Annotated in this window: 24 protein-coding genes; 11 read left to right on the top strand and 13 right to left on the bottom strand. The window is 75.3% G+C overall.

The features are described 5' to 3' along the window. Window positions 1-102: 102 nt before the first annotated feature. Window positions 103-2,154 carry a HelD family protein gene (locus tag ACIQI7_RS36470; RefSeq protein ID WP_401118490.1) on the bottom strand — a complete coding sequence of 684 codons (2,052 nt, stop codon included), beginning with the start codon at window positions 2,152-2,154 and terminating at the stop codon, window positions 103-105. A 336-nt stretch (window positions 2,155-2,490) separates the two neighbouring features. Here ACIQI7_RS36470 and ACIQI7_RS36465 point away from each other — a divergent pair, with 336 nt between their 5' ends. Beyond that, window positions 2,491-2,652, top strand: a complete 162-nt coding sequence (locus ACIQI7_RS36465; protein WP_316526849.1) for a hypothetical protein — start codon at window positions 2,491-2,493, stop codon at window positions 2,650-2,652. A 30-nt stretch (window positions 2,653-2,682) separates the two neighbouring features. Here ACIQI7_RS36465 and ACIQI7_RS36460 read toward each other — a convergent pair whose 3' ends face one another. Next, complete coding sequence (locus ACIQI7_RS36460) at window positions 2,683-4,320, bottom strand: DNA repair helicase XPB (RefSeq protein WP_401118486.1); 1,638 nt, start codon at window positions 4,318-4,320, stop codon at window positions 2,683-2,685. A gap of 119 nt (window positions 4,321-4,439) precedes the next feature. Continuing rightward, window positions 4,440-4,844 (bottom strand): hypothetical protein, encoded by a 405-nt coding sequence (locus tag ACIQI7_RS36455; protein ID WP_401118484.1) that lies wholly within the window; start codon window positions 4,842-4,844, stop codon window positions 4,440-4,442. A 59-nt stretch (window positions 4,845-4,903) separates the two neighbouring features. Here ACIQI7_RS36455 and ACIQI7_RS36450 point away from each other — a divergent pair, with 59 nt between their 5' ends. Next, on the top strand, window positions 4,904-5,203 hold the full coding sequence (locus ACIQI7_RS36450) for a hypothetical protein (protein WP_401118482.1): 300 nt from the start codon (window positions 4,904-4,906) through the stop codon (window positions 5,201-5,203). Window positions 5,204-5,246: 43 nt separating this feature from the next. Here ACIQI7_RS36450 and ACIQI7_RS36445 read toward each other — a convergent pair whose 3' ends face one another. Then, the gene (locus ACIQI7_RS36445; protein WP_401118480.1) at window positions 5,247-7,748 is read right to left on the bottom strand and encodes a helicase-associated domain-containing protein; all 2,502 of its coding nucleotides are present in this window, start codon (window positions 7,746-7,748) and stop codon (window positions 5,247-5,249) included. A gap of 181 nt (window positions 7,749-7,929) precedes the next feature. Between ACIQI7_RS36445 and ACIQI7_RS36440 the strand changes: the two genes are divergently transcribed. Next, a complete protein-coding gene (locus tag ACIQI7_RS36440) occupies window positions 7,930-8,844 on the top strand; it encodes a hypothetical protein (RefSeq protein WP_401118478.1) in 915 nt (304 codons plus the stop codon). A 54-nt stretch (window positions 8,845-8,898) separates the two neighbouring features. On the opposite strand, the gene ACIQI7_RS36435 is transcribed toward ACIQI7_RS36440, so the two are convergent. Further along, window positions 8,899-9,534, bottom strand: coding sequence for an NAD(P)-dependent oxidoreductase (locus tag ACIQI7_RS36435; protein ID WP_401118476.1), 636 nt, complete (start codon window positions 9,532-9,534; stop codon window positions 8,899-8,901). Between the two features lie 210 nt (window positions 9,535-9,744). On the opposite strand from ACIQI7_RS36435, the gene ACIQI7_RS36430 reads away from it, so the two are divergent. The 5 genes from ACIQI7_RS36430 (at window position 9,745) to ACIQI7_RS36410 (ending at window position 13,995) form a co-directional block, all read left to right on the top strand. Continuing rightward, window positions 9,745-10,518: an SDR family NAD(P)-dependent oxidoreductase gene (locus ACIQI7_RS36430; RefSeq protein WP_401118474.1), complete on the top strand. Its 774-nt coding sequence runs from the start codon at window positions 9,745-9,747 to the stop codon at window positions 10,516-10,518. A 96-nt stretch (window positions 10,519-10,614) separates the two neighbouring features. After that, window positions 10,615-11,232 carry a TetR/AcrR family transcriptional regulator gene (locus tag ACIQI7_RS36425; protein WP_401118471.1) on the top strand — a complete coding sequence of 206 codons (618 nt, stop codon included), beginning with the start codon at window positions 10,615-10,617 and terminating at the stop codon, window positions 11,230-11,232. Window positions 11,233-11,427: 195 nt separating this feature from the next. Then, on the top strand, window positions 11,428-12,468 hold the full coding sequence (locus tag ACIQI7_RS36420; RefSeq protein ID WP_401118530.1) for a fatty acid desaturase family protein: 1,041 nt from the start codon (window positions 11,428-11,430) through the stop codon (window positions 12,466-12,468). A 133-nt stretch (window positions 12,469-12,601) separates the two neighbouring features. After that, entirely contained in the window at window positions 12,602-13,084 is a 483-nt protein-coding gene (locus tag ACIQI7_RS36415; RefSeq protein WP_401118468.1) for a VOC family protein, read from the top strand. A gap of 119 nt (window positions 13,085-13,203) precedes the next feature. After that, window positions 13,204-13,995, top strand: a complete 792-nt coding sequence (locus ACIQI7_RS36410; RefSeq protein WP_401118466.1) for a hypothetical protein — start codon at window positions 13,204-13,206, stop codon at window positions 13,993-13,995. 19 nt (window positions 13,996-14,014) lie between these two features. Here ACIQI7_RS36410 and ACIQI7_RS36405 read toward each other — a convergent pair whose 3' ends face one another. The 3 genes from ACIQI7_RS36405 to ACIQI7_RS36395 form a co-directional block, all read right to left on the bottom strand. Then, window positions 14,015-15,217: a sensor histidine kinase gene (locus ACIQI7_RS36405; protein ID WP_401118463.1), complete on the bottom strand. Its 1,203-nt coding sequence runs from the start codon at window positions 15,215-15,217 to the stop codon at window positions 14,015-14,017. Further along, window positions 15,214-15,753, bottom strand: coding sequence for a hypothetical protein (locus tag ACIQI7_RS36400; RefSeq protein ID WP_401118461.1), 540 nt, complete (start codon window positions 15,751-15,753; stop codon window positions 15,214-15,216). The genes ACIQI7_RS36405 and ACIQI7_RS36400 overlap by 4 nt, the downstream gene beginning before the upstream one ends. Window positions 15,754-15,912: 159 nt before the next feature. After that, window positions 15,913-16,275, bottom strand: coding sequence for a nuclear transport factor 2 family protein (locus ACIQI7_RS36395; RefSeq protein ID WP_401118458.1), 363 nt, complete (start codon window positions 16,273-16,275; stop codon window positions 15,913-15,915). A gap of 199 nt (window positions 16,276-16,474) precedes the next feature. On the opposite strand from ACIQI7_RS36395, the gene ACIQI7_RS36390 reads away from it, so the two are divergent. Further along, entirely contained in the window at window positions 16,475-17,449 is a 975-nt protein-coding gene (locus tag ACIQI7_RS36390) for a PRC and DUF2382 domain-containing protein (RefSeq protein ID WP_401118456.1), read from the top strand. Between the two features lie 165 nt (window positions 17,450-17,614). Beyond that, window positions 17,615-18,499 (top strand): LysR family transcriptional regulator, encoded by an 885-nt coding sequence (locus ACIQI7_RS36385; protein ID WP_401118453.1) that lies wholly within the window; start codon window positions 17,615-17,617, stop codon window positions 18,497-18,499. A 48-nt stretch (window positions 18,500-18,547) separates the two neighbouring features. On the opposite strand, the gene ACIQI7_RS36380 is transcribed toward ACIQI7_RS36385, so the two are convergent. Beyond that, window positions 18,548-19,135: a TIGR03086 family metal-binding protein gene (locus ACIQI7_RS36380; protein ID WP_401118451.1), complete on the bottom strand. Its 588-nt coding sequence runs from the start codon at window positions 19,133-19,135 to the stop codon at window positions 18,548-18,550. Between the two features lie 66 nt (window positions 19,136-19,201). Here ACIQI7_RS36380 and ACIQI7_RS36375 point away from each other — a divergent pair, with 66 nt between their 5' ends. Then, the gene (locus ACIQI7_RS36375; protein ID WP_401118449.1) at window positions 19,202-20,041 is read left to right on the top strand and encodes a DUF6597 domain-containing transcriptional factor; all 840 of its coding nucleotides are present in this window, start codon (window positions 19,202-19,204) and stop codon (window positions 20,039-20,041) included. Between the two features lie 20 nt (window positions 20,042-20,061). Here the strand turns inward: ACIQI7_RS36375 and ACIQI7_RS36370 are convergent, their stop codons facing one another. From ACIQI7_RS36370 to ACIQI7_RS36355, 4 genes are all read right to left on the bottom strand, one after another. Continuing rightward, window positions 20,062-21,054, bottom strand: a complete 993-nt coding sequence (locus ACIQI7_RS36370) for an ABC transporter substrate-binding protein (RefSeq protein ID WP_401118446.1) — start codon at window positions 21,052-21,054, stop codon at window positions 20,062-20,064. A gap of 71 nt (window positions 21,055-21,125) precedes the next feature. Beyond that, window positions 21,126-21,944, bottom strand: coding sequence for an ABC transporter ATP-binding protein (locus ACIQI7_RS36365; protein WP_387760422.1), 819 nt, complete (start codon window positions 21,942-21,944; stop codon window positions 21,126-21,128). Beyond that, window positions 21,944-22,990, bottom strand: a complete 1,047-nt coding sequence (locus ACIQI7_RS36360; RefSeq protein WP_401118444.1) for a FecCD family ABC transporter permease — start codon at window positions 22,988-22,990, stop codon at window positions 21,944-21,946. Before ACIQI7_RS36360 ends, ACIQI7_RS36365 begins: the two co-directional genes overlap by 1 nt. Further along, on the bottom strand, window positions 22,987-24,015 hold the full coding sequence (locus ACIQI7_RS36355) for a FecCD family ABC transporter permease (RefSeq protein WP_401118441.1): 1,029 nt from the start codon (window positions 24,013-24,015) through the stop codon (window positions 22,987-22,989). Before ACIQI7_RS36355 ends, ACIQI7_RS36360 begins: the two co-directional genes overlap by 4 nt. Window positions 24,016-24,029 lie beyond the last annotated feature (14 nt).

Genomic DNA, 24,029 nt, shown 5'->3' with positions numbered 1-24,029 from the left:
GCCCGGCCCGGGTGCGCGTGCCGGTTCGCCCCGGGTGCTCGTGCGGAGCTTCCGAGCGCTCGTCGGAGGGGGCCGGCCCCCCCGGCCCGGCCCCCTCGCGTGCTACCGCAGCTGCTCCGGCAGCGGCTCGCCGTGCAGCACCGTCAGCCCGGAAACGGCACGGGTCAGCGCCACGTACAGCCGCCGCAGGCCGGTCCGCTCGTCCGGCTCCCCGGCGATCACCGCGGCCGGCTCGTCCAGCACCACGTAGTCGTACTCCAGGCCCTTGGCCAGCGAGGCCGGGACGAGGGTGAGCCGGGCCTGTGCGCTGGTCTCGGCGCCGGGGGAGAGGTGCGGCAGGCCGGCCGCGGTCAGCGCCTCGGCGAGCCGCGGGATGCGGGCGTCGGCGGCGATCAGACCGGTCGAGCCCTCGTGCTCCAGCGCCTCCCGGCAGGCCGCCAGGACCGCCTCCGTGGTCTCCCCGTCCGCGACCCGGCGGACCGTCAGCGAGCCGGGCGCGGTGCGGACCGAGGAGGCCGGGGCCAGGCCGGGGGCGATCGCCGGGAGCAGCCGGGAGGCGTACGCGATGACCTCCTCCGGTACCCGGAAGCCCTTGGTCAGCTCCTCGACGTGCGCCTCCGGCTTGCCCAGGTGGCGCAGCGCCTCCGGCCAACTCGCGGTCGCCCAGGGGGTGGTGCCCTGGGCGAGGTCGCCGAGGACGGTCGCCGAGCCGGTGGTGCAGCGGCGGCCGACCGCGCGGTACTGCATCGGGGAGAGGTCCTGGGCCTCGTCCAGCACCACGTGCCCGAGCGAGGGGGTGCGCTGCACCAGGTCGGTCGCCTCGTCCACCAGGACGGCGTCGGCCGGGGTCCAGCGGGCGGTCCGCACCGAGCGGCCGGGCTTGGGCCACAGCACCGCCCGCTGCTCCTCGGGCGTCAGCACGCCCTCGGCGCACGACGCCAGGAACTCCGGGTCGGAGAGCAGCCGCAGGACCAGCTTCGCCGGGTCGACGGCCGGCCAGCACTCCTTGACCACCGCCTTGACCGCGCCGTTGCGGGCCACCGCGTCCTGCACCCGGTCGTCCGGGGCCTCGCCGCCCTGCTCCATCTTCAGCAGCACGGCGTGCGCGATGCGCTGCGGCAGGGCGTCCCTGGCGGCGCCGTAGCGCACCTCGCGGCCCTTCAACTCCTCGATGATCTCGACGAGTTCGTACACCGGCACGCGCCAGCGGCGGGAGCCGCGGACCACCACGCAGGGCTCGGTGGGCAGCGTGATGCCCGACCGCACCGCCCGGCGCAGCACCTCGGCCATCCGGGCGTCGCCCTTCAGCCGGGCCGCCTCCGGGTCGTCCTCGCCCCTCACCTCGACGTGCCCGACCAGCTGCTGCACGGTGGCCTGGGCGACGTCCAGCTCGCCGAGGGCCGGGAGCACCTGCTCGATGTAGGAGAGGAAGGCGTTGTTCGGCCCGATCACCAGGGTGCCGGTACGGGCCAGCCGCTCGCGGTGGGCGTACAGCAGGTAGGCGACGCGGTGCAGGCCGACGGCGGTCTTCCCGGTGCCGGGCGCGCCCTGCACGCAGATGGTGCCCGTGATGTCGGAGCGGACGATCTCGTCCTGCTCGGGCTGGATGGTGGCGACGATGTCGCGCATCGGGCCGACGCGGGGCTTCTCGATCTCGGCGGCCAGCAGGGCGGAGCCCCGCTCCGTCTCGGCCGGGTCGCTGAGGTGCTCGTCCTCGTAGGCGGTGAGCTCCCCGCCGGTGTAGCCGAAGCGGCGGCGGCGCTCGACGTCCATCGGCGCGGTGCGGCTGGCCCGGTAGAACGGCTGGGAGACCGGTGCGCGCCAGTCGATCACCATCGGGTCGCCGTCGGCGTCGTGGACGTGCCGGCGCCCGATGTAGAAGCTCTCGCCGCCGCTGCCCTCGCTCAACTCCTCGCTGATCGCGTGCAGGTAGTCGAGGCGGCCGAAGAACAGCGGGGTGTGCGAGAGGTCGGCCAGTGCGGCGATCCTGGCCTCGATCTGGTTCTGGAGTACGAGGGCGGTGACCCAGGTGCCGGTCACGTCGCGGATGTCGAGCGACTCGACGTCCTCGCGCATGGCTCGCAATGCGGCCCGGGACGCGGCCAGGTGCGCGCGTTCGCGCTGGAGCGGGTCGGTGGTGGGGGTGGCGGGCACAGCGAACCTTCCCGGCTGCCCCGGTGGCGGGCGCAGCGGATCGTAGGAGCTCACGGTGGGTACGGCCGACCGGTTGCCGTGCGGTCGACACCTCCCCCGGCTGCCTGCGGGACTTCAGCAGGTACCACGGTTCGGGAGGGGGCAGACGGACGATCTTAGTCCCGTCCGTCCCGGGGTTCCAGCCGTGCGGGTCTCGGGGTCGCCCCCTACCCCGGCCCCGGGGTCGCCCCCTACCCCGGCCCCGGGGCCTCGTACACCGGGAGGACGATCCGCGCACCTGCGGATACGGCCTTTGGAGTGATGCCCGCGGCCGCCCGGGTGCCTACCGTTGAAGACATGAGCACCACGAACCGCACCCCCCGATCCGGCCCGTCCGGCGCCACCGCCGTCTCCGGGCGTCACCGCAACCCGCTGAGCACCGCCGTCCGCAACGTCGGCATCGCCCTGGACACCGCCGCGCGCGTGATCTTCCTCGGGCGCGACGGTGTCCGGTACTGACGCGACGGCGTCCTGTGCCGGACCGCGGGCCTACAGCACGTCGTCGGCGTCGATGATCCGGTACGCGTAGCCCTGCTCGGCCAGGAAGCGCTGCCGGTGGGCGGCGAAGTCCTGGTCCACGGTGTCCCGGGCGACCACCGAGTAGAAGTGCGCCGCGTGGCCGTCCGCCTTGGGGCGCAGCACCCGGCCGAGGCGCTGGGCCTCCTCCTGGCGGGAGCCGAAGGTCCCGGAGACCTGGATGGCCACGGTGGCCTCGGGCAGGTCGATCGAGAAGTTCGCGACCTTGGAGACCACCAGGACGCCGATCTCCTTGTTCCGGAAGGCGTCGAAGAGCTTCTCGCGCTGGGCGTTGCTGGTCTCGCCCTTGATCACCGGGGCGTCCAGGGCCTCGCCGAGCTCGTCCAGCTGGTCGATGTACTGGCCGATGATCAGCGTCTGGTCCTTCTCGTGCTTCCTGACCAGCGCCTCCACCACCCGCCGCTTGGTCGCCGTGGTGGCGCAGAAGCGGTAGCGCTCCTCCGGCTCGGCGGTCGCGTAGGCGAGCCGCTCGGAGTCGGTCAGGGTGACCCGCACCTCGCAGCAGTCGGCGGGCGCGATGTAGCCCTGCGCCTCGATCTCCTTCCACGGCGCGTCGAAGCGCTTGGGGCCGATCAGGCTGAACACGTCGCCCTCGCGGCCGTCCTCGCGCACCAGCGTGGCGGTCAGGCCGAGCCGGCGGCGGGCCTGGAGGTCGGCGGTGAACTTGAACACCGGCGCGGGCAGCAGGTGCACCTCGTCGTAGACCACCAGGCCCCAGTTGCGGGCGTCGAACAGCTCCAGGTGGGCGTAGACGCCCTTCCGCTTGGTCGTCATCACCTGGTAGGTGGCGATGGTGACCGGGCGGATCTCCTTCCGGGTGCCGCTGTACTCGCCGATCTCGTCCTCGGTGAGCGAGGTGCGCTTGACCAGCTCGTGCTTCCACTGGCGGGCCGAGACGGTGTTGGTGACCAGGATCAGCGTGGTCGACTTGGCGTGCGCCATCGCGGCCGCGCCGACCAGCGTCTTGCCGGCGCCGCAGGGCAGCACGACGACGCCCGAGCCGCCGTGCCAGAAGCCCTCGACGGCCTGCGCCTGGTAGGGACGCAGCTGCCAGCCGTCCTCGTCCAGGTCGATCGGGTGCGCCTCGCCGTCCACGTACCCGGCGAAGTCCTCGGCGGGCCAGCCGAGTTTGAGCAGCACCTGCTTGATCTGGCCGCGCTCGGAGGGGTGCACCACCACGGTGTCCGGGTCGACCCGGTTGCCGACCAGCGGGACGATCTTCTTGGAGCGCAGCACCTCCTCCAGCACCGGCCGGTCGGTGGTGGTCAGCACCAGCCCGTGGGTCGGGTGCTTGACCAGCTGGAGCCGCCCGTACCGGCCCATGGTGTCCGCCACGTCCACCAGCAGCGCGTGCGGCACCGGGTAGCGCGAGTACGTCACCAGGGCGTCCACCACCTGCTCGGCGTCGTGCCCGGCCGCCCGCGCGTTCCACAGCCCGAGCGGCGTCACCCGGTACGTGTGCACGTGCTCGGGCGCCCGCTCCAACTCGGCGAACGGTGCGATGGCGCGACGGCAGTCGGCGGCCTTGGGGTGGTCGATCTCCAGGAGAAGAGTTTTGTCGCTCTGGACGATGAGCGGTCCGTCGTTCACGCGGGGGAGCCCTCCACTGGCTGACAGGCTGGATTGACGCAGACCCTCCAGTGTCGCGCATTCCGCGGTGAACGTGGACGGGCTCCCGTGGACGGGCGTGGACGGGCTCGGTGGACGGGCTACTTCCACTCGTAGAGCTTGCCGGTGATCCTCTCGTCGGCGTCGGTGTCGAACTCGAAGAGGCCGACGACGCCGTTGAGGCGTTCGAGCTGCGGGGCCGCGGTGGAGAAGAAGAGCGCGCCGCGGAAGCTGGTGCCGCCGTTCTCGGTGAGGTGGCCGAGGCCGTTGCCGTGCCAGGTGACGCTCTGGCCGTCGGCCGTCATGTCGACGCCCTGGCCCTCGCCGTAGACGGTGCCGTCGGGGCGCGGTTCGGCGTCGTAGGTGCCGAACCCGTTGACGGCGGTGCCGAAGTAGCTGCCGGTGATCCGGATGGATGTCTCGATCGTCACGTGGCCGTCGCCGACGGCGACGACCCGTCGGCCGGTGTTCTGGCCGTGGAATTCGCCGATGAGTTCGCCGAGCATGGGTTGCCTCCCGTTCGGAACCCCTGCTTCCGGACTACGCCGAAGGGGCGGGCCCGTCAATGACTTCGAGTGACCACGGTGCGCACTCGCTCGTTGAGCTGGCCATGAAGAAGTCGAAGCGTGTTCTCACCGCCCTCGCCCTGATGGGCTCGGCCTTCGCGGCCACCGCCTCCTCGGCCGGTTCGGCCCACGCCCTGGCGGGCATCGGCGAGGGGCCCGGCGGCCTGCTCGCGGCGCCCGGGTTCCTGCTGGCGGACACCGTCACCGGGGGTGCGATGCCGATCGGGCAGGGGCAGATCGGCAGCCTGGCGGACAAGGCCGTCCAGGACAAGATGAAGGAGGCGCAGCAGGGGCACTGAGGCCGGGGCCCCGCCCCCGGCGGGCGTCAGGGCGCGCCCGGGGTCACTCGTCGAGTTCCGCGACGCCGGTGATGCGGTGCAGGGCGAAGGTGCGCAGTTCGTCGGCGTGGTGGTCGAAGGCGGTGACGAAGCCGCCTTCGACCTTGACCGGGTCGATGATCCGCTGGCTGGCGATGCCCTCGGCGTTGAGGTAGCCGATCCACATGCGCTCGCCGAGCAGCACGGCCGTCTGGAGGGCGGCCAGGGTCTCGGCGGCGGCGGTGCGGGGGAGCCGGCGCGGGTCGGCGGCGGGCTCGCGGCGGGCGGCGGTGGCCGCGCGGTCGCCGGCCCGGATGGCCTTGATGGCGGCGGCGAGCAGGGTGTCGTCGGGGCTGGGCGGCCCGTCGGGGACGGGCACGGGCGCCGTCCGGGGCGGGGTGCGGTGGGTGTCCGGGCGGGTGATCAGCACGTCGCCCTCGGCGGACTCGGCGGCCGGGGCGTAGCCCATCGTCCGCAGGGTGGCGAGCAGGACGTCCGGGGCGGCCTGGGCGGCGACGACGGTGGGGGCGAGCAGCCGCAGCCGCAGGTCGGCGGAGCGGCGGTCGGCGAGCACCTCGCCGAGCAGGGACGGGTCGTCGCAGCGCAGGTAGGAGGAGGCGGCGCCGACCCGCAGGACGCCGTGCCGGCGGGCGACGTCGTCGATCAGGTAGCCGAGCGGCTGCGGGACGGGCGTCCGGCTGTGCTGCTCCAGGAAGGCCCGCAGGTCGGCGGCGGTGCGGCCGGCGTCGAGGGCGCGGCGCACCGAGGCCGGGGTGAAGCGGTAGACGGTGGCGCCGCCCTTGGACTCGATGTCGGCGCACAGCGCGAGGGCCTGGGCGAGCGGGGTGAGCAGCGGGCCGGGGGCGATCGCGGTGAGGTCCGGCTGGAGGATCACGTGGTCCAGCGGCTGCGGGAGCAGCGGGGCGAGCACCTCGGCCGGGTCGGACTCGGCGGTGAGCAGGGCGCGGGCGGGGGCGGCCAGGGCGCCGCGGCCGGTGACGCCGAGCAGTTCGGCCTCGTCGAGGGTCCAGGCGGTGAGCTCGTCGCGCAGCTCGCGGCCGTCCGGGCCGGTGGGGCCGCCGCGCAGCGGGCGCTGCCAGCGCAGGGTGGGGAGCAGCTCCTCGGCGGTGGCCGGGGTGCCGGGCGGGAGTTCGGCGAGCAGGGCGAGGGCGGCGCGGCGGACGGACGGGGCGAGGGTGCGGTCGAGCTCGGGGCCGAGGGCGGCGCGCGGTTTGCCCCGGCCGTCCGGGGTGCCGGTGAGGGCGGGGACGCGGGTGGCGGCGAGCCAGGCGGTGGCCAGGACGGACCAGCGTTCGGCGGTGTCCAGGTGCAGCCAGGCGTCGTACGCCGGGGTGGGGGCCCAGCGTTCGTCCACCTCGCCGTCGGGGGCCAGCAGCCCGGCGGTGTAGGCGAGTTCGAGCCAGAAGGCGGTCTGCTGCTCGGTGGTCTCCAGGGCCTGGGCGGTGCGCTTGAGGTCGCGGACGCCGAGGCCGCCGGCGCGCAGGGTCAGCGGCGGGGTGAGGCCCAGGCCGTCCAGCAGCTCCTCGACGGTCTTGACCGCGGTGTGCGCCTGCCCGGCCGCGGCGCTGTCCACCACGCCGGGGTCGCGCGGGGCGGCGGCGGGCGCGGGTTCGGGCTGGATCGGTTCGACGGTGCGGTGGGTGCGGCCGCCGCGCAGGTGCAGGGCGAGTTCGCGGGGCAGGACGACGCTGCCGGGACTGCTGGGCAGCAGCAGGCCGCGGGCCAGCAGCCACTCGACCGGACTCTGCGCGTCCTCGGCGGTGACCGGGCGGACGGCGTCAGGGACGGTGCCGGTGGGCGGCCCCCAGACCAGCCGGTCCAGCAGCCGCAGCGCGGCCTCGGGCGCGGTGTCGAGCAGCGCGGCGCAGCGGGCGCGGTCGGTGAGCAGCGCGGTGAGCGCGGCGACGGCGCTGACCGGGTCCGGGGTGGCGGGCTGCCCGGCCGAGGCGAGCAGCTGCTGCAGCCGGGCCGGGGACATGCCGACGGTGGCGTCGGCGAGGGTGGGGCCGAGGCCGGTGCGGCCCGGGTTGCCGGCGGTCGGGGCGAGCGCCTCGCGGACGGCGAGGACCAGCCGCAGCCCGTTGTCGGGGCCCCAGAGCAGCGCCCGGTCGCGCAGGGCGGCGATCGCGCGCGGCAGGGCGCCGACGACGGCGGACCGGTCGGCCGGGGTGAGCGGGGTCGCGCCGGGGTGCGGCTTGACCTTCGCCGGGCCGGTCAGCAGGGTGCGGACGGTGCTCAGCGAGGTGCCGTCCGGGGCGGTGGCCAGCGCCTCGGCGACCTGGAGGGTGAAGCGGTCGAGCCGCTCCAGGGCGCGCAGCGCGGAGGCGCGCGAGGAGAGCCGGGCGGACAGCTGGGTGAGGTCGCCGGGGACGGGGTTCAGCAGGTCGGGGCGGGCGCGGAACAGGGCGGCGAGCGCGTCGTCGGGACGGGCGCGCAGCTCCTCGGCGAGGGTGCGCGGGCCGGTGGCGGACCTGCCCCGGCGTTGAGGGCCCTGCTGTGTGGTCATTCGACCTAGGTTAGTCGGGCGTGGGGACGACGGGGTGTCCCTCGCGCGGCCGCCCCTCCGGCGCAGCGCCGTACCCGCGGACGGCCGCTGACGGACTCGCGCGGGCGGGGGCGGGGTGGGTAGCGTCACGCCGAGGGCGGTTCGGTGGGCGGCCGGTACGGATGAGGCGGGGTGGTCGGTGATGACGGACGGCGAGTGGTGGCGCAAGAGCGGGCCCTGGAGCGAGCGTTCGGGCGGCGGCCCGGGCAGCGGCTCCGGGGAGCGCGCGTCCGAGGGGGCCGCCGAGGTGCCGTCCGCTCCCGCTCCCGTTCCTGACCCCGACCCCGACAGCGTGTACGACCCGCCGGCGCCGAGCGCGGCGGGCATCCCGTCCGTACCGCTGGACCTGCCGGACCTGGCCGAGGCCCGGGAACGGGCGGACGCGATCCCGCCGCCGACGGTGTCGAGCACCGGCCCGTGGACCATGACGCTCTTCGACTTCTCGGACGGGCCGCGGCCCGCGCCGAAGCCGATCCCCGAGCAGCGCACCGCCGAGCAGCCGAGCGCCGAGGAGGCCGCGGCGCCGGCCGGGCCCGCGGACCCGAAGAAGAAACCGCGCCGGGGCCGGCGCAAGCAGGCCCCGGCCCCCGCCGCTCCTCCCGCACAGCCCGGGGCCGCCGCCGGGAAGGCCGGGGGCAGGAAGGGCAAGGGCAAGGCCAAGGCCAAGGGGAAGGAGGCGGAGCAGGGCGCGCCCGCCCGCAAGCCCTCCCCACTGATCCTGCTCTCCTGCGGCCTGCTGGTCGGCGGGGCGGTCTCCGGCTTCTTCCCGGCCATGCTGGCCGGCTGGGGCCTCGGCTACCTGTCCCGCCAGATCTCCGACCTGATGCGCAAGTTCGTGGTCCTCGGCATCCCGCTGGCCACGATGAGCGCGACCACCCTCTTCTCCATGCGGCAGGCCAAGCAGGCGGGTGGCCAGGGCGGCGGCCTCCAGTCGGGCTCGCCACTGGGCCAGATCAGCTGGTCGGCGGCCCCGGACGTGCTGCGGGTGTCCGCCGTGCTGTCGGCGGTGGTCCTGCTGCTGCTCGCCATGCGCCGCCGCCCGCCGCAGCAGGGCTGAGCCGCGGCGGTACGGGTGCCGCCGCCGGGTGGCGGGTCCGTCGGGCCGGCCGGGTCAGTCGTCCGCGAGGTGGACCAGGTGGCGGAAGGTCGCCGGGTCGCCGAGGTGGCCGACGATCCAGTGGGCGACGGTGGCGCGGGTGGCGGTGCCGGCGCGGGGCAGCGGCCGGTCGTACGAGACCTGGGGGCCCGCGGCCGGCGGTCCGTCCTTGAGCATCGGCACCCGGACGACCGTCCACGCCGTGTCGGACCGGGCGAGCACCGCCTCCATCCGGGCGAGGTCGTGGTGGACCTCCCGGTAGAGCCGGTCGACCACCAGCCCGGTCACCACCCGCTGGGCGAACGGGAGCCGGCTGGTGTCCAGGCCCGCCGAGCTCATCGTCACCAGGTGCCGGACGCCGCCGGCGCGGACGGCCGCGGTCAACTCCCGGGCGCCGTCGGAGAAGACGGTGGTGGCCCGGCGGCCGGTGGTGCCGAGGGTGGCGACGACGGCGTCCTGGCCGTCCAGCGGGCCGTGCAGGGAGCCGGGTCGGCTGACGTCGGCCCGCGCGGCGCGCGGGGTGCCGTGGGCGTAGTGCGGTAGTCGGGCGGGGTCGCGGGCGACGGCGGTGACGGTGTGTCCGGCCGCCAGGGCGAGGTCGACCACCAGGCGGCCGGTGCGTCCGGTGGCGCCCACGACTGCGATCCTCATCGGTTCCTCCTCGGGATTCCCGGGACCCGGACTCGGGACCCGTGACCCGTGACTCGTGACTGGTGCTCGTGACTCGCGCTCGGGACTTGCGACCCGTGGCGTGCGACCGGGCACCGGAGCGGTGCTTGTTATTCATTCAGACGGACTGTATGAATGAAACCAAGTGAACCACAGTGCACCGCGAGTGCGACCCCGAAGGAGCGATGGAACATGGGAGTTCGGCAGACTCGTTACCGCGACCTGGACGGCCGGGTGGTGGTGATCGCCGACGGCAGCCGGGGCATCGGCGCGGAGACCGCCCTCGCCTTCGCCCGGCAGGGCGCGGCCGTCGCCGTCCTCGGCCGCGACGCGGCGGCGCTGACGGAGGTGGCCGAGCGGATGCGGGCGGAGGGCGCCCGGGCGCTCGGGCTGGTCGCCGACTGCACGGACGCGACGGCGCTCGGCTCCGCCGCCGCCCGGATCGAGCGGGACCTCGGCCCGGTCGACGTCCTGGCCGCCTTCGTCGGCGGCGACGGCTACCCGGTGCCCACCGTCCGCGAGACCGAGGAGCACTGGCGGGCCGTCCTGGACGGCAACCTCACCGCCACCTTCCTCACCGTCCAGGCCTTCCTGCCCGGTCTGCTGGCCCGCGGCAGCGGCTCGATCGTCACCATGGCCTCCACGGCGGGCCGGCTGCCCAGCGGCGCCTCCGCCGCGTACGCCACGGCCAAGGCGGGCGTGCTGATGTTCACCCGGCACCTCGCCCTGGAGGTCGCCGGTGCGGGCGTCCGGGTCAACGCCGTCGCGCCGGGCGCCGTCCGCACCGAGCGGACCGCCGCGCAGATGCCGCCCGAGGTGCGGGCCACGGTCGCCGCCGCGCACCCGCTGGGCCGCCTCGGCGAGCCGCAGGACATCGCCTCGGCCGCGCTCTTCCTGGCCTCCGACGCGTCGTCCTGGATCACCGGGCAGACCCTGGACGTCAGCGGCGGGCGGATCATGCTCTGAGCGGCGGGCCGCCCCGCCGAGCGCCGGGGCGGCCCGGCCCGGGTGGACGGATCGGCGATACTGCCAGTTCACACGGAACGAGTGGAGGCGAGCGGGATGAGCCCCCGGTCCTACCGGATGGGACAGCGGCAGGCGGAGGTCGACGAGACGCGCGCCCGGATCGTCGCGGCCGCCCGCGCGCACCTGGCCGAGACCGGCGGGGCCTCGCTGGACGCCGTCGCCCGTCGCGCGGACGTCGCCCGGGCGACCGTCTACTACCAGTTCGGCTCCAAGGCGGGCCTGCTGGAGGCGGTCTGCGACGCCCTCGCCGAACAGGGCGGCATGGCCCGGCTCGCCGAGGCCTTCACCCTGGCCGATCCCTGGGCGGCGGTCGACCGCTTCGTCGAGGTGATGGGCGGCTTCTGGGCGGTCGACCGGGTCTGCACCCGCCGACTGCGGGCCCTCGCCGCGCTCGACGAGGAGGTGGGCCGGGTCATCGCCGACCGCGACGCCCGCCGTCGCGAGGGTGCCGCCGTGCTGACCGGCCGGCTGCCCGCCGCCCCGCCGGACGCGGCGGGCCTGCTGTTCGTCCTCACCGCCTTCGAGACCTACGACGCGCTGGCGACGGAGGCGGCGGCCGGGGCACCGGACGGCGACGGCGCCCTGACCGCCGCCACCCCGGCCGTCACCCGCCTGGTCCGCGCCGCGCTCGGCGGTCCGGCGGAGCCCTCCTGAGGGACTCGGCGCGGTGCCGCGGCGGGCCGGTGCGCCGCGCCTCGGGTCGGCACCCCCCGCCTCGGGCAGGCGCACTCGCCTCGGGTCGGCACCCCCGGCGGCAAGGGGGTTAACACCCGTACGGGACGGGTGCTTTCCCCGTTCTGCGGGCGGGCCGGTCGCGGCCAGACTCGGGGCATGCCCGCGCAGCCCGTGATGACGACCGAAGCGCCCGAAGCCCCCGCCCCCCGGTCGGGGAGCGGCGGCAGCGACTTCGCCCAGTTGACCCGCCGAATAGCCGCCGAGGGACTGCTCGCCCGGCGCCACGGCTACTACGCCGTCCGCGCGGGCCTGGTGCTCGCCGCCTTCCTCGGCGGCTGGTACGCCCTGTTCGCGCTGGGCGACACCTGGTGGCAGCTCGGCCTGGCGGCGGCGATGTCCGTGGTGTTCGCCCAGATCGGCCTGCTCTCCCACGACCTGGCGCACCGTCAGGTCTTCGACCGGCGGCTGCCGAGCGAGGTCGGCGGCCGGATCGCCGCCAACCTGCTGATGGGCATGAGCTACGGCTGGTGGATGAACAAGCACACCCGCCACCACGCCAACCCGAACCACGAGGAACGGGACCCGGACGTCGCCCCCGACCTCCTGGTGTGGTCCAAGCGGCAGGCCCGGCAGGCGGGCGGCCTAGCCCGGTTCATCGGCCGCCGGCAGGCGTACCTGTTCGTGCCGCTGCTCCTGCTGGAGGGCCTCAACCTCAGCTTCAACAGCTTCCGCGCGCTGCGCGGCCCCGCCATGAAGCGCCCGGTGCTGGAGGGCGCGCTGCTGGTGGTCCACTTCGCGGCCTACTTCGGGCTGGTGTTCGCCGCCCTCCCGGTCGGCAAGGCGGTCGCCTTCCTCGCGGTGCACCAGGCGCTGCTCGGCGTCTACCTGGGCTGCGTCTTCGCCCCGAACCACAAGGGCATGCTGATGGTGACGCCGGAGATGAGGCTCGACTTCCTGCGCCGCCAGGTGCTCACCTCGCGCAACGTCCGCGGCGGGCTGCTCGTCGACTCGGTGATGGGCGGGCTCAACTACCAGGTTGAGCACCACCTGTTCCCCAGCATGCCGACCCCGGCGCTCGGGCGGGCCGCCCGGATCACCCGGGAGTTCTGCGCCGAGAAGGGCGTCCCGTACTGCGAGACGGGCCTGTTCCGCTCCTACCGGGAGATCTTCGCCCACCTGCACCGGACGGGTGAGCCGATCCGCTCCGGCGGGTGAGCCGATCCGCTCCGGCGGGTGGGCTCCGGCGCCGGGTGCGCGGCGGCCGGCCGGCGGGCGGCCGTCACATCCGGCCGCCGGGATCCGTCGGTGGGGCAGTGGGACCACACCGACGGTACGGAGGAACAGCGGGATGCTGACGAACATCATGTACGTGACGGTCTACGTGACCGACCAGGACCGCGCCCTGGAGTTCTACGTCGACGGGCTCGGCCTGGAGAAGCGCATCGACCACCCGGGCCCGGACGGGCGGTTCCTCACCGTGGCCGTCCCGGGCGGCGGGCCGGAGATCGTCCTGTGGCCGCACCCGGAGTCGGCCGGGCTGCCGACCGGTCGGCAGCCCGGAGCGGGCGTGCCGGGGCCGGTGTTCATCGAGTCCGACGACCTGCGGGCGGACTTCGAGGTGCTGCGCGGGCGCGGGGTGGCCTTCGAGCAGCCGGAGCCGGAGGACTACGGCTTCGGCATCCGGATCGAGGCGGTCGACCCGGACGGCAACCGGATCGCGCTGCGCCAGCGCGCCGCCTGGCAGATCGACGGGCGGGCCGACGTGGCCGAAGCGAAGGCCGAAGCGAAGGCCGAAGCGAAGGCCGAAGCGAAGGCCGAAGCGAAGGCCTGAACGGCACCCTCCCGTACGGGGGGGCCGAACGCACCGGCCTCCCGTGTCGGACGGCACCGCCCGCCCGGTTCCGCGTCCGCGCCCGTACGATGCCCGAGCGGGGTGTGCGGAGGCCGGGGGTGGATGTGGTTCGGTTCTGGCTGCGATGGGTGCTGATCGCGGCGCTGGCGGCGGCGGTGGTGTCCGTCGGCTGGGCGGGGTGGCGGCAGTACCGCGACACGGCCATCCCGGCCCCGCCGGACGTCCCGGGGCTGGCGCGGGACGCGGCGACCGCGGAGGCCCGCCGGGCGGCCGAGGAGCGGATGGCCGGACGGATCGACCTGCTGCCCGAACTGCTGCCGTGGGCGCAGGGGTTGGCCCGGTCGACGGTCGACGTGTGTCGGACCGACTACCGCGGGGACCTGTTCGCCCGGGGCAAGTGGCTGCCGACGGCCTGCGAGCGGACCGTGAACGTCTACCTGGCCTTCGACGGGAGCGACGTCCGCTCCCGGCTGGCCGATCTGGACCGGTACCTGGACGGCCAGGGCTGGCTGAGCTCGCAGCGGTGGAAGGGCCTGGTCGAGGCCGACGAGTACGACCACCAGCCGCCCGCCGACCCCACCCCGGAGGAGGTGGCGGAGGCGGCGGCCCGGCCGGTCTCCCCGTCCGTGGAGTTCGAGCTGTCGACGGACGAGGCGGTGCGGACCGAGCTGTACGTGAGCGTCGCCCGGGCGCCGGGCCCCGAACTCCTGACCTCCGGCGAGGACTACTGGTACGAGAAGTACGGCGGCCGGCGCTACCGGAACGACGAGGGGCAGCGGTCCGAGTACCTGGCCTGGCAGCCCGTGCGGCCGGGCGAGGTCACGAGGCCGGCCGAGGGCCGGTACGTGGCGGTCCTGGGCTTCACCACCCGGTACGCGCAGGAGCAGTGAGCGGCCGCGGACCGGCCGGTCAGCCGGCCGTGGCGGGGGGCGGCGAGAGCGGCAGGGTGGCGGTGACCCGGAAGCCCGAGAGGTACGGCGAGGCGGTCAGCTCGCCGCCGAACAGCGCGATGCGCTCGGCGAGCCCGAGCAGGCCGTGGCCGGTGGACAGTTCCCGGGGGGCCTCGGGGCGGCGGCCGGCGCCGTCGTCGACCACCTCCAGGGCCAGCACCTCGGACCAGCGGATCCGCACCGCGGCGTGGCTGCCGGGGCCGGAGTGCTTGATGATGTTGGTGACGGCCTCCTGGACCAGCCGGTAGGCCGTCAGGTCGACGCTGTCGTCGAGGCGGGCCGGGTGGCCGTGCACCTCCAGGTCGATCAGGATTCCGGCGCGACGGGCGTCGTCCAGCAGCAGGCCCAGGTCGGCGAGTCCGCGCCGCCCGGCGCCGTCCGCCACGGGCACGTCGGCGGTGCGCAGCAGCCGGAGCATCCGGCGCAGTTCCGCCATCGCGTTGCGGCCCAGCTCCTCGATGTCGCCGAGGGTGGCGGCCAACCGCCCGGGGTCGGTGGGCGCCGTGCTGCGGGCGGTGTCGGCCCGCATGACGATGACGGCCACCGCGTTGGCCACGATGTCGTGCAACTCGCGGGCGATCTGGACGCGTTCGTTGCGGACGGCCCGGCGGGCCAGCGCGAGCTCGCGCCGGTCGCGTTCGGCGGCGACGGCGGCGGACCGGATCCAGCGGCCGGCGCCCCAGGCGACGGCGGTGATCGGCAGGTAGAAGGCGATGCCGCTGATGACGAGGGCCGTCTGGCGGTCGGGGCGCACCGCCCCGGTGGCGATCGGATCCCAGATGCCCAGGGCGACCGGGAGGCCGGTCAGCACCAGCGCGGTGAGGGCGACCGGCCGTGCGCCCAGCCGGGCCACCGAGTACAGCGCGATCAGCAGCCCGAAGAAGGGGGTGAAGCCGAAGTCGGAGTCCAGGGAGAGCAGGGCCGCGCCGACGGCCGCGGCCCAGACCACGGCGAACACCGCCGTCGGCCACCGCCTGCGGAACGTCAGCGCGACGACCTCCGGGAGGGCGAAGGCGGTCAGCAGCAGCTGGTCGCGCCCGTTCACCTCCGGCGCGAGCGGGGTCGCGTAGAAGAAGACGTCGGGGACGGTGACCGCCAGCGCCAGTGCGGCGTCCTGCGCCGTGACGGTCCGTGACCACGGCCGACGGGCGGGGTCCGTCACAACCGGAGCTCCCGGCAGCACGTGTGGTTGGAGCCCAGGCAGCACCAGGTGTCGGCGAACTCCGCGAACCCGCCGGCCTGGCTGTCGGACCACCACGGTTCCACCGGTGCGGTGTGCTCCGGCGGCCGGATCGGGTAGCCGAGGGCGAGGTGCGCGGCCCAGAGGTCGCCGTGGTGCTGCCGGAGGGTCTCGACGAACCGGTCGCGGGTGATCTCCCCGACGGCGGGACCGTGCCGCGACGGCGTGAGCAGGGCCAGGAAGGCCGCCGCGCCGGTGGTGCCGTCGGTGGCGAAGGCGGCCAGGCCGATGCCGGCCACCCGCAGGGCCTCGGCGCCGTCCCCGGGGGCGGGGTCGACGGTGATCCGGACGGCGAGGCTCTGCCACGGGTCGCCGACCGTCCTCGGCGGGTCGGGCACCAGGACCGACCGGGAGTCGAGCAGGAAGCCGTGAGCGAGGACCGGACCGGTCTCCCCGCCCGGTTGGACCTGGTGCACGGTGGCGCCGACGGTCGGGGCCGGGGTCGTCCGTTCGTTCATGGTGGGGCTCCCTGGGGGGAGTGGGATGACTGGGGTCCTTCACCCCAGTCGTAGCGCGCCCCGTCCCGCGTCGCCTGCGGGCATGACCGCTCGGGTGAGTGGCCGGCCGGGCGGGTCGCGGTCCCTCGTACGGGCGGGTGCGAGGGGCCGGGCGCCCGGTCAGCCGCCGAAGCCGGCGAGCAGCCCGCGCGGGTCGAAGGTCACCCGGATCCGGGTGATCCGGCCGTCCTCGACGTGCATCCAGTTCGCGGTCGGCGCCGGCGGGGCGATGCTCGTGCACAGCTCGAACCAGGTGATCACCTCGTCGCCCTCGGCCACCCGGACCTTCACGTCGATCCTCTCCAGCACCCGGCCGAGCCCCTTCAGCCCGGCCAGCGCCTCCTCCACCCCGGAGGCCGTCCCCAGGGCCCCGACGAAGTCGACGTCGTCGGCCAGCAGGTCACGGACGGTGTCGAACTCGCCCGCCTCCCAGGCGGTGAAGTAGGTCTCGGCGATCTCGCGCGCGCTCTTCGTCGTCGTCATGCCTCCATCCTCCGACCGGCCGAGCCATCCGTCCAACAGATGGATCTGATGGCTCCTATCTGTTGCGGTGATTGAAATGGCGCACGGTGCGTGAGCGGTCGGGCACGGTCGTCACGCTGAGCGAATGTCAGCTGAGGTGGTTTCGGACCGCCGGGCCCGGTAAGGCGCTCAGAGCTGGAATGTGAAGGAGGCGTGAATCGTGATCACTGAACAGCAGGCCCGTTCCATGCTGCACCACCCCGTCCATGACGCCCAGGGCAACAAGATCGGCAAAGCGGACCACATGTTCCTTGACGACGCCACCGGAAAACCGGAGTGGGTGAGCGTCAAGACCGGTTGGTTCGGTGCGAGCGAGTCGTTCGTGCCGATCCGCGACGCCCGGGTCGTCGACGACCACCTGGAGGTGCCGTACCCGAAGGAGAAGGTCAAGGACGCGCCGCTGGTGGACGTGGACAGCACCGGACACCTCTCCGAGCGGGAGGAACGCCGGCTCTACCAGCACTACGGCATCGCCTGGGACGACGCCTGGAAGTCCGCCAACCAGCCCGGCGAGGGCGGCTGGGCCCACGCGGGCGGTGGTACCGCCGCCGCCGCGGGCGCCGGTGCCGCGGCCGGCACCGCCGCCACGACCGGCCGCGCCGGTACGACCGGTACGACCGGCGTCACCCCGACCGGCACCACGCGCGCCGCCGCCGCTCCGGGCACCGCCGCCACCGGGCGGACCACCGGCCACCTGGGCAAGGACGGCGCGATGACCCGCTCCGAGGAGCGGATGAGCGTCGGCGTCGAGCGGTACGAAGCCGGCCACGCGAAACTGCGCAAGTACGTCGTCACCGAGGAGGAACGGCAGACCGTCCCGGTGCGGCACGAGGAGGTCCACCTCGAACACGAACCCATCACCGACGCCAACCGCGGCGCCGCGATGTCCGGTGAGCCCATCTCGGAGGCCGAGTACGAGGTCACCCTGCACGCGGAGCGGCCGGTGGTGCGCACCGAGGCCGTCCCGGTCGAGCGCGTGCGGCTGGTGACCGAGGAACGCGTCGAGGAGCAGACCGTCACCGGCCAGGTGCGCAAGGAGCGCATCGAGGCCGACCTGCCCGACGGGAAGTCGGGGCACCTGCGGGACAAGGAGTTCCGGGCCCAGGAGCTCCGCGACAAGGACCGCCGCCGGTGACACCCGGCGGGCCGTGACCGCCCGGGCGGCCACGGCCCGCTCGTCGGCCGGGCCGTTCGTCGGACCGACCGGTCGCCGGATCCTTCCCCGGGCCCGTCGGGTGTTTCCCCCGACGGGCCGATCGGCCGAGCGGATGGAGCACCCGGTCGCATATCGTCACCGGTCATGGAGATGCACCAGCTGCGCTACTTCGCCGCCGTGGTCGACGAGGGCACCTTCACCGCCGCCGCGGCCCGGCTGCACGTGAGCCAGTCCGGCATCAGCACCCAAGTGGCCAAGCTGGAACGCGAACTGGGCCAGCAGCTGCTGGACCGGGCCGGACGGCAGGTCCGTCTCACCCCGGCCGGCGAGGCGGTCCTCCCGCTGGCGAAGAACGCGCTGGCGACCCTCGAAGCCATCCAGCACACCGCCGCCGAGTTCGCCGACGCCGTCCGCGGCCGGGTCCGGCTCGGCATGATCACGGGCTGCTCGATCCCGCCCTTCCTGGACGCCGTCGCCGACCTCGGCCGCAGCCACCCCGGCATCGAACTCAGCCTGCACGAGGGGCACTCCGAGGACCTCCAGGCGCAGGTCCTGGCCGGCTCCCTCGACCTGGCCCTGATCGGCTACGCGGGCGAGGTGTCCCCGGGCCTGGAGGCCACCGTCGCCGTCGACGAGCCGATCGCCGCGGTCGTGCCCGTCGGGCACCCGCTCGACCGGGCGCGGCTGCGACTCGCCGACCTGCGGGGCGAGAAGATCCTCTGCCTCTCCCCGGGCACCGGCATCCGCGCCGCCTACCAGGACTCCTGCCGCCGGCTCGGCCTGGACCCGCGGGTGGACATCGAGGCCAGCTCCCCGGTCGCGCTGCTCCGGCTCGCCGAGCGCGGCGCGGGCGTGGCCGTGCTCAGCGCGTCCTCCGCCGCGGGCACCGCGGGCGCCGGGCTGCGGACCGTGCCGCTGGCCGACGCCGCCACCTGCGCCCGGCTCGGCCTGGTCGCCCGCCACGACCAACCGTCCCCGGCCGTACGGCTGTTGCGGGCCAGGCTCCGGGCGGCGCTCCGCTTCGAGTGATCGTCGGCCGCAGGCACGGAGGGGTCCACCGGTCGCTCCCCGCGGGGCTCAGGCCTTCCAGCGCGGATCGCGTCCCGAGGCGGCCAGCGCGCGGTCCCAGGCGGAGGCGTCCTCCGGCAGCGCCACCGACGCCGCGAACCCCGCGTACTGCCGGTACAGCTCGGCGTTCTCCGCCACGATCTCTCCGACCAGCAGGGCGAGTTCCTCGTCGACCTCGATCCGCCCGCCGGTCGCCCGGGCGACGTCCCAGCCGTGCAGCAGCAGCTCCAGGACCAGCATCCGGGCGATCCCGACCGCCGGCACCGGCGAGCCGCCGAGGTCGACGTCCCCCTCCCAGGCGGCCGGGTCCGCCCAGGCCGCGACCGCGCGCTCCAGCTGGGCCGCGTAGGCGGAGCGCCAGTCGGCGTCGGCGGTGAAGTCGCGCGAGCCCAGCTCCTCGGGCAGCTCGGTCCGCCGGGCCCGGTGCTCCAGGCCGTGCGAGGTGTAGAGCACCCAGTGGTTGATCAGCGCACGGGTGTCGAACTCCGTGCAGGGCGTCGGCCCGTCCAGCGGCCGGTCGGCCGGGACGGCGGCGGCGACAGCGGCCGCCGCGGAGGCGGCGCGGGCCAGGAAGGGGTGCATCGGGTGGGCGTTCATGCGTCGATTCTGGCGCGGGGGGCACCGGCCGGTCTTGAAGAAACGCGACGGCCGTAGCCTGGCGGCATGGCGATCGACCTCCGGGACCTCCAGGAGCCCCCGGGTTCCCAGGACCCTCAGGACCCCTCCGACCTCGGCCGCGGCGTGCTCCACCCCGCCCGGGCGGCGGAGCTGATCACCGTGGACCGGCTCGCGCCCGACCCCGCCGTGGCACGGTTCGTCGAGTACTACTGGCTGGTCCGCTGGGACCTGCGGGGCCTGCCGCCGTACGAGCAGAAGGTGCTCGCCCACCCCAACGTCCACCTGGTCTTCGAGGCCCCGCGGGCGCGCGTGTACGGGGTGGACCGCTCGCTCTTCGTGCGCCGCCTGGAGGGCGCCGGGCACGTGCTGGGCGCGCGGTTCCGCCCCGGCGCCTTCCGCCCCTTCGCCGGACACCCGGTGAGCGGGCTGGCCGACCGTTCCGTGCCCGCCGCCGAGTACTTCGGGCCCGAGGCCGACCGGGTCTGCGCGGAGATCCTCGCGGCGCCCGGCAGCCCCGCCGCCCTCGCCGACGCCTTCCTCCGCCCCCGGCTGCCCGCGCCGGACCCGGTCGCCGCCGAGGTCGCCGCCATGGTGGACCGGATCACCGGCGCGCCGGACCTGTGCCGGGTGGACGGGCTGGCCGCCGAGCTGGGCCTGACCGTCCGCCGCCTCCAGCGCCTGTTCGCCGAGTACGTCGGCGCCTCCCCGAAGTGGGTGCTGCGCCGCGCCCGCCTCCACGAGGCCGCCGAACGCGCCGGGGCGGACGGCGGGTTGGACCTGGCCGCGCTCGCCGCCGAGCTGGGCTACGCGGACCAGGCGCACCTCACCCGGGACTTCACCGCCGCCGTCGGCGTCTCCCCGGCCCGCTACGCGGGGACGCGCTGAGACGGCGGCCCCCGGGCCGCCTACGCCCCCAGGAAGCGCTGCAACTCGTCCAGCAGGTAGTTGGCCCCGGTGTAGCCGATCCCCTGGAACCAGAGCTGGTCGTCCACCGGGAACGCCCGGTGCCCCCTGACCGCCCCCAGCGCCTGCCAGCCCGGGCTCGCCAGCACCGCGTTGGCGCCGGACGCCTCCGGACCGCCGTAGACGGCGTACAGCAGCAGGTCGCCGTCGGCCCTGGCGAGCTGGTCCAGCGGGATCTCGAAGTCCGACTGGTCGACGTTCTGCGCGTCCGGCCGGCCCACCTGGGCGTCGGCGAGCACCGTCCCGGGAAAGCTCTGCCGGCCGAACAGCCGGATGCCGCCGCCCTCCACGAACCGCACCAGGCTCACCCTGCGCCCCGACGCCTTCGCCGCCGCCAGCGCCTGCGCCACCTGCCCGGCGTGCTTCTGGTACGCGCCGGCGAAGGCCGCCGCGGCCGCCTCCCGGCTCAGCGCCTGGGCGTGCAGCTGGACGTTCGCCTTCCACGGCGCCCCGGCGGTCTGGGTGAGCACGGTCGGGGCGATGTCCCGCAGCTGCTCGTAGCGGTCGCCGTCGCGGGCCTGGTTGGAGAGGATCAGGTCCGGCCGCAGCGCCCGTACGGTCGGCAGGTCGGGCGCGCCGGCCGGGCCGACCAGCCGGATCCCGGCGGTCCGGGAGGCCGGCCAGTATTGGGGGTAGCCGGTGTCGCGGCCCGCGAGCGCGGCGCCGACCGGGGTGATGCCGAGGGTCAGCGCGGAGTCGAGCACGTCGGTGTCCAGCACGACCACCCGCATCGGCGCGCCCGGCACCACCACCGGGCCGGTGGCGGCGTTCACCGTCACCGGCGGGACCTGGACCTGGGCCGGGGACGGCGTGGCGCCGGTGCTGAGGCCGTCCGCGGTCGGCGGGGCCGGGCGCCGGGTGGTGCAGCCGGCGGCCGCCGCGAGCGCGCCCGCGCCGAGACCGGTGAGGAGGGTGCGGCGGGAGATCCGGGGCATCGGCGGTCCTCAGGCGGCGCGGTCGGGTCGGGGCGCCGTCGATTATGTCCGAAATGGCCGCTGAAGCGCCGTTAGGCGTGGGTGCCGCCGGGGGTGAGCGCCGCCCAGGGAGCGCCCGGGACGACCAGCGGCGTGCCGGTCACCGGGTCCGGCACGACCACCGAGTCCAGCCCGAACACCTCCCGCACCAGCTCGGCCGTCACCACGTCCCCGGGCGCGCCCTGCGCCACCACCCGGCCGTCCCGCATCGCCACCAGGTGGTCCGCGTACCGGGCGGCCTGGTTGAGGTCGTGCAGCACCGCGACGACGGTCCGGCCGCGCTCGACGTTCAGCCGGCGGACCAGGTCCAGCACCTCCACCTGGTGCGCGATGTCCAGGTAGGTGGTCGGCTCGTCCAGCAGCAGGATGTCGGTGCCCTGGGCGAGCGCCATCGCGATCCAGGCGCGCTGGCGCTGGCCGCCGGACAGCTCGTCCATGCTCCGCTCGGCCAGGTCGGCGGTGGAGGTGCGCTCCAGCGCCTCCGCGACCGCCGCCTCGTCCTCCGGCGACCACTGCTGCCACCAGCTCTGGTGCGGCTGGCGGCCGCGGGCGACCAGGTCCGCCACCGAGATGCCCTCGGGGGCGGTCGGCGACTGCGGCAGCAGGCCGAGCCGCTGGGCGATCCGCTTGGTCGGGATCCGCGCCAGCTCCTCGCCGTCCAGCAGCACCGCGCCCCGGACCGGCTTCAGCAGCCGGCCGAGGGCCCGCAGCAGGGTCGACTTGCCGCACGCGTTCGGGCCGACGATCACCGTCACCCGCCCGTCCGGAACGGCCACGTCCAGGCCCTCGACGACCGTGCGCGCCTCGTAGGCCAGGGTGAGGCCCCGGGCCTCCAGGCGGTGATCGGACATCAGGAACCTCCACGGCGGGAACGGATCAGCAGCCACATCAGGTACGGCGCGCCGACCATGCCGGTCACCACGCCCACCGGCAGCTCCGTCGGAGCCAGCAGCCGCCGGGCGACCAGGTCGGCGAGGACGACCACCAGCGCGCCGGTCAGCGCCGAGCAGAACAGCGGGACCTGCGCCGAGCGGGCCAGTCGCAGCGCGATCTGCGGGGCCATCAGCGCGACGAAGTCGACCGGCCCGGCGGCCCCGGCCGCGCACGAGGCCAGCACGATGCCCAGCAGCGCCATGCCGAGGCGGATCCGGTCCAGGCGCAGGCCCAGGCCCACGGCGGTGGCGTCGTCGAAGGAGATCGACCGCTGGGCCCGGGCGGCCCACAGCGCGACCGGCAGGGCGGCGAGCAGCACCCAGGCGAGCCGGCCGGCCTGGTCGTAGCCGGCGCCGTTCAGGCTGCCGGTCATCCAGACCTTGGCGGCCTGGGCCTGGAAGCCGTCGCCCTTGGTGAGGAAGACGGAGGTCAGGGAGGACAGCGCGACGCTGATGCCGATGCCGATCAGCACGAAGCGCTGCGCGTGCAGGCCGCGCCGCCAGGCCAGCGCGTACACCAGCAGCCCGGCCAGCAGGCCGCCGGCCACCGCCGCGTACGGGGCCTCGCCGGTGGAGCCGACCACGCCGTACGCCATCAGGCCGACCACGGTGGCGGTCGCGCCCCAGGTCACGCCCACCACGTCGGGGCTGGCCAGCGGGTTGCGGGCGACGGTCTGGACCAGCGCCCCGGCCAGCCCGAGCGCCAGGCCGACCAGCAGCCCGACCACCACCCGGGGCAGCCGGAACTCGCCGACCACCAGCTCGTGCGGGCTCGGTCGCCCGAGCACCACCTTGACCACCTCGCCCGGCGCGACGGTGGACTCGCCCAGGCAGAGCGCGGCCACCGCGGTCGCCGCCAGGGCCGCCAGCAGGCCGACGGCGACGGCCGCCGAGCGCCGGTGCACCAGGAACGACGCCCGCCCGGCCCGGACGGCCGAGTAGCCGCGCAGCGACACCGAGGTCATGCCGCCACCACCTTCCGGCGGCGGACCAGGGCCACCAGCACCGGGACGCCGACCAGCGCCGTCATCACGCCCGCCGGGACCTCGGACGGCGGGAACAGCACCCGGCCGAGGGTGTCGGCGAGCAGCAGCAGCGCCGGACCGAGGACGGCGGAGAAGGCGAGGATCCAGCGGTGGTCGGCGCCGGCCACCGCGCGGGCCGCGTGCGGGACGGCGAGGCCGACGAAGGCGATCGGCCCGGCCGCCGCCACCGCGGAGCCGGTCAGGACGGTCGCGCCGAGCGCGCCGACCGCCCGGACCAGGCCGGTCCTGGCGCCCAGCCCCTTCGCGGTGTCGTCGCCGAGCGCCAGGGCGTCCAGCCCGCGCGCCACCGCGACCACCAGCACCGTGCCGACGGCCAGGAACGGCAGCAGCTGCCAGGCCACGTCCGCGGTCCGCCCGGAGAGCGAGCCGACGTGCCAGAAGCGGAACTGGTCCATGGTGGCCGCGTCGGTGGTCAGCACCAGGGTGTTGAGCGAGGCGATGAAGGCGGACATCGCCGAGCCGGCCAGCGCCAACTTGATCGGCGTGGCGCCGCCCCGGCCGCGCCCGGCGAGCCCGTACACCAGCACGGTGGCGACCACCGCGCCGGCGAAGCCGAACCAGACGTAGCCGGTGAGGGTGGAGACGCCGAAGCCGGAGATGGCGACCACCACGCCGGCCGCCGCGCCCTGGGAGACGCCGAGGATGCCGGGGTCGGCGATCGGGTTGCGGGTCAGGCCCTGCATGACGGCCCCGGCCAGGCCGAGCGCCGCTCCGACGGCCAGCCCGACGACCGTGCGCGGCACCCGCAGCTCGCGGACCACCACGGCGTCGGCAGTGTCGCCGCCGTGCAGCAGGGCGTCGAGGGTGTCGCCGAACGGGACGGTCCGGCTGCCGACCGCCAGGCTCAGCAGCACCGCGGCGGCCAGCACGGCGAGGGCGGCGGCGAGCCACGGTATTCGGCGCCGCGGCGCGCGGGGCGTGCCGGGCGGTGCGCTGGTGTTCATGGGCCCTCTCCGGA

The organism is Kitasatospora sp. NPDC092039 (genome assembly GCF_044756065.1).
In the GTDB taxonomy this organism is placed as follows: Bacteria; Actinomycetota; Actinomycetes; order Streptomycetales; family Streptomycetaceae; genus Kitasatospora.
Note: the sequence above shows the minus strand (reverse complement) of the source record. Positions and strands in the feature narration are given on the sequence as shown.